At 75.2% G+C, this 10,875-nt stretch carries 12 protein-coding genes; 1 reads left to right on the top strand and 11 read right to left on the bottom strand.

Annotation, left to right across the window (positions count from 1 at the left end):
* The first annotated feature begins 30 nt into the window (after nucleotides 1-30).
* Complete coding sequence (locus tag ACF08F_RS23200) at nucleotides 31-1,023, top strand: helix-turn-helix transcriptional regulator (RefSeq protein ID WP_392300440.1); 993 nt, start codon at nucleotides 31-33, stop codon at nucleotides 1,021-1,023.
* 438 nt (nucleotides 1,024-1,461) lie between these two features.
* Here ACF08F_RS23200 and ACF08F_RS23195 read toward each other — a convergent pair whose 3' ends face one another.
* The 11 genes from ACF08F_RS23195 to ACF08F_RS23145 all read right to left on the bottom strand — a co-directional run bounded on the left by ACF08F_RS23195 (nucleotide 1,462) and on the right by ACF08F_RS23145 (nucleotide 10,872).
* Nucleotides 1,462-2,094: a GPP34 family phosphoprotein gene (locus ACF08F_RS23195; RefSeq protein ID WP_392300439.1), complete on the bottom strand. Its 633-nt coding sequence runs from the start codon at nucleotides 2,092-2,094 to the stop codon at nucleotides 1,462-1,464.
* Between the two features lie 11 nt (nucleotides 2,095-2,105).
* The gene (locus ACF08F_RS23190; RefSeq protein ID WP_392300438.1) at nucleotides 2,106-2,981 is read right to left on the bottom strand and encodes a lantibiotic dehydratase C-terminal domain-containing protein; all 876 of its coding nucleotides are present in this window, start codon (nucleotides 2,979-2,981) and stop codon (nucleotides 2,106-2,108) included.
* Nucleotides 2,978-5,428 (bottom strand): hypothetical protein, encoded by a 2,451-nt coding sequence (locus ACF08F_RS23185; protein WP_392300437.1) that lies wholly within the window; start codon nucleotides 5,426-5,428, stop codon nucleotides 2,978-2,980. Before ACF08F_RS23185 ends, ACF08F_RS23190 begins: the two co-directional genes overlap by 4 nt.
* Nucleotides 5,425-6,531, bottom strand: coding sequence for a PqqD family peptide modification chaperone (locus ACF08F_RS23180; RefSeq protein ID WP_392300436.1), 1,107 nt, complete (start codon nucleotides 6,529-6,531; stop codon nucleotides 5,425-5,427). Before ACF08F_RS23180 ends, ACF08F_RS23185 begins: the two co-directional genes overlap by 4 nt.
* Before the next feature lie 185 nt (nucleotides 6,532-6,716).
* Nucleotides 6,717-6,896 (bottom strand): thiocillin family RiPP, encoded by a 180-nt coding sequence (locus tag ACF08F_RS23175; protein WP_055642953.1) that lies wholly within the window; start codon nucleotides 6,894-6,896, stop codon nucleotides 6,717-6,719.
* Between the two features lie 116 nt (nucleotides 6,897-7,012).
* On the bottom strand, nucleotides 7,013-7,198 hold the full coding sequence (locus ACF08F_RS23170) for a thiocillin family RiPP (protein ID WP_392300435.1): 186 nt from the start codon (nucleotides 7,196-7,198) through the stop codon (nucleotides 7,013-7,015).
* A 57-nt stretch (nucleotides 7,199-7,255) separates the two neighbouring features.
* A complete protein-coding gene (locus tag ACF08F_RS23165; protein ID WP_189507939.1) occupies nucleotides 7,256-7,423 on the bottom strand; it encodes a thiocillin family RiPP in 168 nt (55 codons plus the stop codon).
* A gap of 68 nt (nucleotides 7,424-7,491) precedes the next feature.
* Nucleotides 7,492-7,656, bottom strand: coding sequence for a thiocillin family RiPP (locus tag ACF08F_RS23160; protein ID WP_107105427.1), 165 nt, complete (start codon nucleotides 7,654-7,656; stop codon nucleotides 7,492-7,494).
* A gap of 66 nt (nucleotides 7,657-7,722) precedes the next feature.
* Nucleotides 7,723-8,493, bottom strand: coding sequence for a hypothetical protein (locus ACF08F_RS23155; protein ID WP_392300434.1), 771 nt, complete (start codon nucleotides 8,491-8,493; stop codon nucleotides 7,723-7,725).
* Nucleotides 8,490-10,133, bottom strand: coding sequence for a hypothetical protein (locus tag ACF08F_RS23150; RefSeq protein WP_392300433.1), 1,644 nt, complete (start codon nucleotides 10,131-10,133; stop codon nucleotides 8,490-8,492). The genes ACF08F_RS23155 and ACF08F_RS23150 overlap by 4 nt, the downstream gene beginning before the upstream one ends.
* Before the next feature lie 79 nt (nucleotides 10,134-10,212).
* Nucleotides 10,213-10,872, bottom strand: coding sequence for a TOMM precursor leader peptide-binding protein (locus tag ACF08F_RS23145; protein ID WP_392300432.1), 660 nt, complete (start codon nucleotides 10,870-10,872; stop codon nucleotides 10,213-10,215).
* Nucleotides 10,873-10,875 lie beyond the last annotated feature (3 nt).

Genomic DNA, 10,875 nt, shown 5'->3' with positions numbered 1-10,875 from the left:
GGTGTGCACGCAGAGCTACGGGGGCTCGAGATGGCGGAATCAGGCATGCGCGTATTGGGGCTCTCCGAGCTGGAGGAGAGCATCTACCGCCACTTCCTGCGAAATCCTGACACCACCGACGGAGACATCCACCTGCTGCTACGGGCCGACCGCGAGGCCGTCGCCACCGCCCAGGACCGGCTGCGCGAGCTCGGCCTGCTGTACGGGACCGACCGGCAGACCGTGTGCCCGACCGACCCGGCGATCGTCGTGGACCGGCTCACCGAGCTGCGGCTGCGGGAACTCCACCAGGAGCTCCAGGAGGTCACCCGCTGCCGGCACCTCGTCGCCGAACTGCGGGACGAGCAGAGTCCGGCGCTGGCCTCGACGCAGTCCGTCGAACGCATGGAGAACGTCGCACAGATCCGCAGCCGGATCGACGACCTGGCCTTCTTCGCCCGCGAGGAGATCCTGTCCGTCGAGCCGTACACGGTGCTGACACCCGAGAACATCGCGCACGCCCGCCCGCTGGACCTGCGCTGTCTCAGCCGGGGCGTCCGGCTCCGCAGCGTGGTCCTCCAGGAGGCCCTCGCAGATCCGCTGACCGTCGGCTACCTGCGGGAGCTCACCGCGAAGGGCGCGCAGATCCGGGTGGCGGAGGACCTCTCGGAGCGCGTCCTCGTCTACGACCGCCGCACCGCGCTCGTCCCGATCGACCCCGAGGACACCTCCCGGGGCGCCCTCGTGGCCCAGGAGACCGGCCTCGTCTCCGGAATCCTCGCCCTCTTCGAGAAGATCTGGTGCCAGGCCACGGACCTGGCGACGATCACCGCGGACGACGAGGAGTGCACGGACGGGCTCGCCGAGACCGAGCGGGAGGTCCTGAAGTCCATGTGCCACGTCGGCAAGGACGAGATCGGCGCGCGTGACCTGGGCATGTCGGTACGGACCTACCGGCGTCACGTGGCCGACCTCCTCCGCGTCCTGGGCGCGTCCAGCCGCCCGCACGCGGCACTCCTGGCACGCGAGCGCGGCTGGATCTGACGCACCCGGGGCGCCGGTGGCGCGGACGGCCACGAGACGACGGCCGCCCGCAGCCACCCGAGACCGACCCGCGGCGGGCCCCGGCCCACACGGGACCAGGACCACACGGGACCAGGACCACACGGGACCAGGACCACGCGGGACCAGGACCACGCGGGACCAGGACCACGCGGGACCAGGACCACACGGGGTCCGGCCCGTCCGGGATCCGGCCCGGACGGGACCCGGCCCATCCTGGACCCGGCTCGTCCTGGACCCGGCCCGTCCTGGACCCGGCCCGTCCTGGACCCGGCCCATCCTGGACCCGGCTCGTCCTGGACCCGGCCCGCACGGGACCTGGCCCGTCCGGGACCTGGCCCGTCCGGGATCCGGCCCACACGGGATCCGGCCGCACGGGACCCGGCTCGTCCTGGACCCGGACCCGGCCCGCTCGCGCCGTTACGAGACGGCCGCGCCCTGGAGGTCCTGGACGGCCCGGCGTACCGCGGGCGAGACCGGGGCGGCGGCCTCGGACAGGGCCGTCAGGCGGTCCTTGAGCGCGCGGCGCCGGTCGGCCGGCAGGGCCGTGCCCAACTGGCCTCCCGCGTGCGCGAGTCCGGCGAGCAGCGCGGCCCGGCCCCCCGCGGAGGCAGCGCCGGCGGCCGGTGTCTCGGCCGCCGCGGCCACCGCGGCGCGGACCTCCCCGGCGGCCGTGAGGCCCGTCGAGGTGAGGGCGACGCGCTCCAGCGGGAAGACGCCGAAGACCCGGCCGGTGCTCCGCTCCAGCAGACCGTCCTTCTCCAGGCCCCGCAGCACCTCGTGGATCGACGCGCGGCCGTCCTTGCGGACCCAGTGCAGCCACTTCCTGCCGGGCTCCGCCGAGATCCGCCCCCACACCTCCCGGAGCGCGGCGTCCCGCGGCGCCTCGCCCACGGCACCGGCCGTGCCCGCCTCGTCCGTCAGGGCGCCGCCGTCGAGCAGTTCGGCGAGCAGCGCACCGCGCACCGCCGGCGCCAGCGACTGCCGGACGGGAAGCCTGCCGCCCTCCTCGTCGAAGGCGAGCAGGATCATGTCGCCTGCCAGAGTCGTCACAGCCGTTCCTCTCATCCGGGCGCCGCACCGGCGACAGCCGCCGGTTTCCTGGCGGTCTGCCCCGCCAGCATGCCGAGCGCCGCTTCCTCGCCGGGCGGGAAGCCCAGCCTGTTCATCACCATGTGCAGGTGATGGAGCACCTGATGGTCCCGTGAGCCGGGAGCACGCAGCAGGAGTTCGGCCATGGCGTCGGCGTGCGCGTCGATGCGCTCCCGCACACCGGGCGCGGGCGCGCCCTGGGCCCGTACCCCCGCCGAGACGGTGCCGAGCAACGGCCGGAGCTGCTCCCCGCCCGCGGCCAGGCGCAGTTGCCAGCCCCACCGGGTGCGGTGCCGGACCCAGAAGACGTCCCGCTCCTCCTCGGTCAGCACCCGCGCGGTGAGCGCCCGGGCGAAGTGCACGGCGTGCGCGGCCCGTTCGTAGCGCCGGGGCAGCGCGGCGAGGTCGAGCTCCGCGCAGAACGCGCTGTCCAGCCGGAAGATCCGCTCGGCGAGAGCCACCCCGTCCGGGCCGCCGTACTTGGCCGATTCCGGCGCGTACAGCGCGGGCGTGACGCCCCGCGCCGGCGAGCCGGGCGGCAGCGCGCCGGGCAGCAGGCCGACGGAGTCCTCGGGCCGCTCCTCCAGCGTGTCCAGCAGGGCGGTCAGCTCCTCGCGGGCGACGGCGTGCAGCGCGTCCACCGTGTCGGCCCCGGCCCGCAGCCGCAGCCGCAGGTGGTGGCCGGTGGCGTCCCAGTACCTGATGAAGAACCAGTCCTCGCTGCCCAGCCGCCCGGCCTGCGCGGCCAGCCACGGCGCCAGGGTGCGGACCGCGGCGTCCATGAGTCCGGGACCACCCGGATAGACCCGTACGTACCACCAGTCCCGCCGGGGGACGGTCGTGCTCATGCTTCCTCCTCCGGGCGCCGCCAACGCAGCAGCGCGATGTGCTCGGCGGCCCTCGTGCCGCCCGCCGCGTCCCGCAGCGGATGCGCGGACCTGACCGGCAGCGCCTCGACCAGACGCAGGTGCCCGGTGGCCGGACCGGCCCACTGGGCGAGTACGGACAGCGAGAGCGGTGACGTCAGCGACACCCACAGCGGCTTGCGGTCCGTGCCCTGCTCCCCCGGCCCGAAGCCGGTCAGCCGGTGGCAGAAGACCTCCTCCGGCAGGCCGTGCGCGCGCCGGAACTCCTCGGCGCGCAGCACCGTCTCGGCATCGCTCTCGCCCGGCCTCGGCACGGGCAGTGCGGCCGCCGGGACGACCCACGAGGCGCGGGAGACCGTGACGCGGCCGAAGCCGGTGCGCGCCGACGGCACGACCTCCTCGGTCCGCCGCTCCTGGAGCCCGAACGGCAGGACGTAGTCCGAGTGCGGCGAGCCGTTGACCCACGGGTCGGCGAGTACGGCGAGCAGCCGGGCGAACGGCGGGAAGAGGTGCGGCGGGACGAGCCCGAGATAGGCGAGGCCGACCGGCTCGCCGGCACGGTCGCGCAGCGCGAGGGTCCCCTCGCCGGGGTCGTGGGTGAGGACGGTGTCGGTCAGGTCGAGGCCCTCGTCCGCCGGGACCTCGCCGGGCAGCACCAGGGGCGGCAGCAGGCCGGCCGACCGCGACTGGGCCGTGTTGATCTCCGTCCACAGGACGAGTTCCCGGCAGGTCCGGCCCGGCCAGCAGGCCCGGACGTGCGCACGCAGCCGGTCCCGGAAGCCTTCGCCGAGCAGCCCGCCGAAGCGGGTCACGAGCCCGCCCGTACCGGGGTTGAACTGGTTGACCACCAGCCGGTAGTCGCCGGCGCGCACGGCCTCCGGGCCGCTCGCGGCGAGCTGGAACAGCACCGCCGACGCGGGCGGGGCGCTGCTCGGCCCGACCGGCAGCCAGGCCCGCTCCCCCGCGGTCTCCCGCTCGGCGCGGTCGGCGACGGAGGCCTTGTCGAGGTCGGGCTGCGCGTCCCCGTCGACGGCGACGCGCATGAGGAACCCGAGCACGTCGGTGCAGGTCCCGCCCGGCCCGAACTCGGCCGTGAAACGGTCCACGAGCACGTCGTAGAGGTGCGAACGGAAGACGAACGGGCGCATGCGGCGGCCCAGTTCGGTCAGATCGGCGCGGACCTCCGGCACGTCGAGGAGTCGCGGCAGGGCGAGATCGCTCGCGACGTCCTCGTACAGCACCTCCCCCGACTCGAACCGGTCGAGACCGGCCCGCCTGGCCCAGCGCCGGGCGGTGTGCCGGGCCCGGGTGAGCGTCTCGGTGCGCTCCTCCTCGCCGGCGGCGGCGAGCGCGGCGGCCGAGTCCCTCAACTCCCGTACCTCGGCGGCGATCCCGTCCCCGTCCTGGGGACTGCCCGCGAGGAGCTCCGCCACCGCCCCCACCGGATCGTCGCCGCGCCGCCAGGGCGGTACGGGTGCGATCAGCCCGGTGTCGAGGAGCCGCCGGAACCGGCGGAAGGGGTCCGGACCGCCGAGGCCCGCCAGCAGTTCCTCCAGGGAGTGCTCGGCATCGGGCGCGAAGCCCGCCAGCCAGGGCGCCGCGTGATCGGCCTCCACGACCCGGTCGAGCCGCCAGGCCAGACCGCCGTCGGCGACGGGCTCGGGCAGCAGCACGAGCCCCCGCGGAGCGTCCGACCCACCGGGCCGCACCGGCGCGAGCCGGTACCGCAGCAGCCCGGCGCTCCCGGCCTCGCGAGCGAGACAGCGCAGCGCGAGCTGCGCGAGAGCGGTGGCGGCGTAGCTGTGAGCGGCGGGGGTGGCGGCGGAGCCGGCCTCGCCGACCGTGGTCAGGGTGGAGAACGGGCTCGTCTTCACCGCCGCGCGGGACACGTAGGAGTACAGGGTGCGCAGGTTGCGGGTCTCGGCCGGGCGGCGGCGCGGGCGGCCGTGGCGCAGCCAGTCGGGGGCGGCGAGGGCGGCGGCCCGGGCGAAGCCCGGATCGGCGAGGTGGCCCGCGAGCGCTGCCGGGGCCGCCGCGCGGTCCTCGGCGAGCAGGGCGTCGAGCCGCCGGGCCGTCTCGTCGCGCAGCCGTACGGCCTGCTGCCAGCCGCGGAACTCCGCGGCCGCCTCGGGCCCGGCCAGCTCGGCGACCCGAGCGGGCAGTTCGTCGCCCCACGGCAGCGCGCGCAGCCGGTGCGCGGCCCGCTTGGCGGCCAGGACCTGGCGCCGCAGGGGCACTTCGTCGTCCAGGAGGGGCACCAGCGGGAAGCAGGCGTCCTCCACGGCGGGGCGGCGGCGCTCCAGTTCGGCGTGCGCGTCGGCGGCCTCGGCGATCGCGCTGCGGGTGGCGGCCCCGGTGAGGTCCAGGGCCTCGGTGGGCAGTCCGCCCACCCGGGTCAGCAGCGGTCCGGAGATCTCGGGAGCGGTCACGGCAGCGACCGTCCGACCAGCTCGAAGGACCAGATCAGCGACTGGACGACGAAGAAGCCGAGCGCCACGGTGTAGACGCAGCAGACGATGCCGTACGTGACGTGCAGCCGGCGGCTGCGGGCCGGCATCCGCTCCAGGAAGCCCGGCAGCGGACGGCCCAGCAGGCGGTGCTTGAGCAGGGTGAAGGCACGGCCCCGGGCGTCGACGAGGCCGAAGCCGGCCTCCAGCGCCGCGTAACCGTCGCTCGGGAGCATCGGGTTGATGTTCGTGACCAGGTTGAGCATCTGGAAGATCAGCAGCGCACCCGCGACCTGTGCGACCGGCCCGTCGGCGGTGAGGACGAGCAGGGCGGCGGCGCCGGTGAACCAGCCGTCGCTGAGCGGTCCGGCGACGGCGAGCAGGACCCGGCCGCCCCGGGAGCGGACGCGGTAGGCGTCGGTGCGGTCGACGTAGGCGAGCGGCATGAAGTAGAAGAGCAGCGCCACTCCCAGGCCCCGTACGGGCACCTTGAGCACCTGGCAGACCATGGCGTGCGCGCTCTCGTGCACGAGGATCTGGAGGAACATCAGCGCGATGGCGACGAGGGTTCCGGTGCCCAGCAGGTCCTTGGCCGGCGGGGCCGAGGTCAGGACCGTGTAGAGGCCGAGCAGGATGCCGAGGAGGCCGCCGCCGGCGAAGACGCCGACCGACAGCCAGGCCGGGACCGGGCGCAGCAGCCGGGCCAGGGGCTCGAGGACCTTCGGCAGCGAGCGGGTGACGACGAATCGGGGCATGAGCATGCTGGTGCCGAAGCGGCCGCCGGCGCGCTTCTTGGGCTCCCGTTCGGCTTCGGTTCCGACGAGGAGGCCGCTGCGGCTCAGCTCGTCGACGAAGGCGGTGAGCTCTCCGCGGACGCCCTCGGCGGGTACTCCCCGGCGCTCGGCCATCAGGGCCGAGAGCTCGTCCAGCGTGTGCGCTCCGTCGAACTGGCGGAGCAGCGCCGCCGCCGACTTGGTCAGCCGGTGGTAGGTCCCGCCCTTCGGATCGAACATCAGGGGGTGGTCGTCCATCCCCCGGATGATCTCCAGATCCTCCCGGAGCTTGGGTGCGGTGCACGTGTCCACGGCGCGGTTCCTCCCTCCGCAGCGGCGGCCGGTCCGCTACCGTGCCGGGCCGCCTGGCTCTAATCTGGTCGTGTCTGGTGCAGTCCGGTCCGGGAAAAGCGGACCGGGCTGAGCCTGTTCGGCGCTTGGGCCCTGGGCCCCGGGGTACTAGGACCACCCCGGAGCCCAGGGATCCGAGCCGCTGATCAGCCGCCCTGGCTGGAGACGCTGCTCATCGAGCCGACGCAGCCGACGGGGCAGCTGGCCGAGCCGGCGCAGGCGCCGCAGAAGGCGGTGGTGAAGCCGGGGCTGACGGCGTCCTGGAGGACCTCCAGGTCGAGGGACTCCGACCACAGCTCGAGCTCGTTGTCGAGGTTCTCGTTCATGGCGTTCACTTCCTTTCGTTCGCCCACCTGACGCGCAGGTGGTCCGGGTGGATGTGGTGCGGGTGGTGCGGGTGGTGCGGGTGGTGCCGGTCGTGCCGGCGACCTCGCGGGCGGACTCAGCCGAAGCTGGAGGCGCTCGCGGAGGAGGAGGCGGTGCTCGTCGGGCACGAGGCCGACGAGGCGGTGCCGGCGGTCGCCCAGGTGCCGAGGGCGACGCCCTCCTTCAGGGGCTCGAGGCCGAGGGCGTCCGAGGCCAGCTCGTCGGCGGACAGGTCCAGCTCGAGGTCGTCGAAGTCCTTCATCGAGGAATCCTTTCTGCGTTACGGGTAACGGTTTCTGGTACGGGTGCTGACCGGGGGTCAGCCGATGGTCGACGCGGACGACGCGGTGGCCGCGGACGTGCCGGGGCAGGACGCGGTCGAAGCGGATCCGGCGCAGAAGAAGCAGCCGAGGGCGTTGCCCTCCGGAAGCTCCTCGATGGCCAGCTCGTCACCGTCGATGACGTAGAGCTCGATGTTGTTCTCCATGGTGTTCACCTCCTTCCGGTGTGCGGTGCGGGGCGGACGGCCGGGCGGGCCGGCCTGGGGGCTTCGGATCACCCGTAGGTGGACGCGCTGCTGACGGACGACGCGGACGTCGCCGGGCAGGACGCGGTCGAAGCGGAACCGGCGGACGCCCAGCTCGCGAGGGCGTTGCCCTCGGGGAGCTCCTCGATCGCCAGCTCTTCGGCGTCGACGGCGTACAGCTCGATGTCCTCCATGCGAGGCACCTCCTCAGGTGTCGTGCGGTGGGTAAGGGCTCCCGCCCCCGGTCGGGGCGGGAAGTCTCAGGGGGCCGGCGGCAGGCCCAGGGCCAGCGCGAAGATCTGCTGGCGGCTCGTTCCGTCGCTGAGCAGCGGGCCGCGGACGGCCGCCGGGATGAAGCCGGCGAAGACGCTGCCGACCAGTCCGTGGGCGACGCCGTCCAGCCACATCGCGTACGCGGCGGAGCCGGCGCGGGTGAGCAGGAGCCGGTAGCCGTGCGCGCCGTGGCGGTGGACGGCGGCGTCCAGCGGGACTCCGATCGAGACGATCGCGGCGGCGTCGGAGAACTCCGGCTGCAGCGTCAGTCCGTAGCGGGCCGCTCCGGTGGGCAGCTCCATCACCGGGGTGAAGGTGGACGCGGCGGCGTCGAAGCGGTGGACGGCGGGGGTGACCCCGGTCAGCCGGTGGGCGACGACCGTGATCTCCAGCGGGCAGTCCGCGTCGTCCGCGTCCCTCTCGTCGAGGTCCAGGGTCCGGGCCATGATGCCGGCCAGCAGCCCGGCGGGCAGCGGCTCCTGGGAGAAGCCGCGCAGGGAGCGCCGGTTCTCCAGGGTGGTCAGGAGGTCGTGGGGCACGGTCCGGTGGGCGTACGGCTCGACCGTGACGGCCGGTCCGATCGCCGCCGGGGCGGGCACCGACCCGACGGACACCGGCTCGGTGCTTACGGCTCCGGCGGGTACGGCTCCGGCGGGTGCGGCCGGCGGGCGTTCGGCGAGCGCCGTGCCCGCGGCGGGGCCGCGCTGCTCGCGGAAGGACGCCAGCATGTCCAGGGCCAGTTCGTGCGGGGCGCTCACGGGGCTCCTCCCAGGTCGACGAGGGTGGTGACCGGTTCCAGGTCGGGGTCGATCCCCAGGGCCGCGGCGACCGCGAGGTCGTCCCAGCGGGTGCGGATCGCGAACGGCAGGTCCAGCGCGGTGGCCGCGGAGCGCAGCGTGGCGGTGGCGCAGCCGGCGTCGAGCAGGACGATGCGCAGGGCGAAGGCCGCGTACTTCTTGGCGACCTTGGTGAAGTCGCCGGTGAGGACGACCGTCAGCGGCGCCTCGCCGGGGACGGCGCCGGGGTCGGCGGCGAGCCTGGCCAGCCGGTGCTCGGAGGCCACGTAGCCGTAGACGCCGGGCTCCAGGCCGGGGACGTCACGGACGACGAGGTGGGCGACGACGGAGCCGATGTTCCCGCCGCTCGCCGTCCACCGCTGGACGCGGCCGGGCAGCAGGGCCCTGCGGCCCGCGGTGACGGCGAGGAGCAGTGCGGCGGTCCGGTCGTCGAGGAGAGCGGGCGCGGACGCCGGCGCGGGTGAGCGCAGCGCTTCGAGCGGGGGTTCCGGGAGGGGTACGGCCGCCGCGACGGGCCAGGTCTTCTCGTCGTTCTGCAGGGCGATGTTCGAGGGCTTGTAGTGGGCCTGGTGGGCCTTGCCGTCGGCGTACTCCTTGGGCGGGAAGGCGATCGCGGCCTCGTAGCGCGCGGCGAGCGGCGGGGCGACCGGGTCGCCGGGGGCGGCCGAGCAGTCGGGGCAGCCGGGCCGGGTGGCGGCCGAGCGGCGCTGCTGGGAGAGGTCGGCCAGGTCGACGGTGCGCCACTGGGACGGCAGCGGGCTGGGCGTGCTCCGCGTGAGCAGCGCGAACAGGTCGCGGGCGAAGAGCGAGGCGGCCAGCTCGGCGTCACCGGGCAGCGGGGGCCGTTCGTCCGCCGGGTCCTCCGCGGTGCGGCAGGCCAGGCAGGGCGTGAAGGCGAGGTCGACGTACGGCCCGAGGTGGGCGGTGCGGCCGGTGAGCGCGAGCCGGATCAGCGGGACGCCGGTCCGGGCGCAGGAGGCGGCGAGCGCCGCGGAGCCGGCCGGGTCGAGCCCGGCGGCGACGACGAGGGTGGTGCCGGGCGCCGGCGCGAGGTCGCCGCCGTTGTCGCCTCCGCCGCCGGTGTCCACGAGGGAGTCGGCGAGGTGGCGGCGGGCGGCGTCGGCCAGGGGGCCGGTGCCGAAGACCTCGACGCGGGCCCGGGCCAGCCGGTCCAGCGCCTCCTCCCAGGCGTGGTTGGCCCCGGTGGAGTCGCCGATGCGGGAGAGGAAGTCGGCGAGCGCCTCGGGCACGGCCGCCGCCCTGGAGGCCGCCGCCGGGGACGCGGCCTCCTCGATCAGACCGCAGGTCCACAGCAGGGAGAGGGCCTTGAAGACGGTGCCGGCCGGGATGCCCAGGGACTCGGCGACGTCCTCGTGGCCGCGGCTGCCGTCCAGCAGGGGGAGCATCCGGGGCAGCAGTTCCCGGGCGGCGGCGCCGCGCAGCAGCTGCTTCTTGGGCGTCCCCTCGACGACGAGGGCCTCGGGCGTGTGGTGCAGGGAGAGCCCGCGCCGGAGCCTGGGCCGTGCCGGGACGTGGAACTGCGGGTCGTTCAGGGCGGCCGAGGCCATGGCTTCGGCGGTGATCACAGAGTGGTCCGGCATCGAGGCCTCCTTTCCGGGTCGTACGGGATGCGGTACGGGTCGTACGAGGTGCGGTGCTGGTTCGTGCGCGGGTCCGGGGTCACCGGCCGGCGGGCGCCGGGAGGGCCGCGAGCTCCGTCGCGATCGCCTCGAACCGCCGGAGGCGGCTCTCGGGCGTGCGGGCCGGCCGGCAGCGGGCGCACCGGTCGACGGCGACGACCGCCGAGGTGGAGGTGGCGCCCTCCACGACCCCGAAGATCCGCACGGTGCCGCCGATGCCCTCCGCCGCGCCCGGCTCGCCGGGTTCGGCCAGGGCCTCGCGCACCGCCTGGTCCGCGAGGCCCACGGCGATGGCGACGTGGTGCGGGGCGTGCCCGGAGACCGGGGGCGCGGTGTTCGCGTCGCCGCGGGTGCCGTCCGCCGTCGGGGCGGTGTGCTGGGCGCGGCGACGGGTGTAGCAGCGGTGGCATGCGGTGCGGCCGGGGACGACCACCGGTCCGCACCGCAGGTCGAGGGGGCCGGCCTGGACGGCGAACCAGGGCCGCTTCCAGGCGTGGGCGCTGGCGTCCACCATGTCGGCCAGCACCTCCCGGTCCTGTCCGGTGGCCAGCACGATCAGATCGCTGTCGGGCCACAGGCTGGGGTGCGTGCCCTGGTTCACGTCGAGCACGGTCGACCCGGCGTGGCGTGCGGCCAGCCCTTCGGCGACGGCGGTGCCGAACGCTCCCGCGGCGAGGATCAGCAGGCGCGGATCGGTCATCTT

The sequence above is a fragment of the Streptomyces sp. NPDC015130 genome, from assembly GCF_043080005.1.
Lineage (GTDB): Bacteria > Actinomycetota > Actinomycetes > Streptomycetales > Streptomycetaceae > Streptomyces.
The sequence above is the reverse complement of the archived record's forward strand: the minus strand, read 5'-3'. Positions and strand labels throughout refer to the sequence as shown.

Bases quoted from the DNA above. Each gene is read 5' to 3' on its own strand.
- ACF08F_RS23170 (WP_392300435.1), bottom strand. From the start codon at position 7,198: ATGAAGGACTTCGACGACCTCGAGCTGGACCTGTCCGCCGACGAGCTG.
- ACF08F_RS23145 (WP_392300432.1), bottom strand. From the start codon at position 10,872: ATGACCGATCCGCGCCTGCTGATCCTCGCCGCGGGAGCGTTCGGCACC.
- ACF08F_RS23160 (WP_107105427.1), bottom strand. From the start codon at position 7,656: ATGGAGGACATCGAGCTGTACGCCGTCGACGCCGAAGAGCTGGCGATC.
- ACF08F_RS23175 (WP_055642953.1), bottom strand. From the start codon at position 6,896: ATGAACGAGAACCTCGACAACGAGCTCGAGCTGTGGTCGGAGTCCCTC.
- ACF08F_RS23165 (WP_189507939.1), bottom strand. From the start codon at position 7,423: ATGGAGAACAACATCGAGCTCTACGTCATCGACGGTGACGAGCTGGCC.
- ACF08F_RS23190 (WP_392300438.1), bottom strand. From the start codon at position 2,981: ATGAGCACGACCGTCCCCCGGCGGGACTGGTGGTACGTACGGGTCTAT.
- ACF08F_RS23200 (WP_392300440.1), top strand. From the start codon at position 31: ATGGCGGAATCAGGCATGCGCGTATTGGGGCTCTCCGAGCTGGAGGAG.
- ACF08F_RS23150 (WP_392300433.1), bottom strand. From the start codon at position 10,133: ATGCCGGACCACTCTGTGATCACCGCCGAAGCCATGGCCTCGGCCGCC.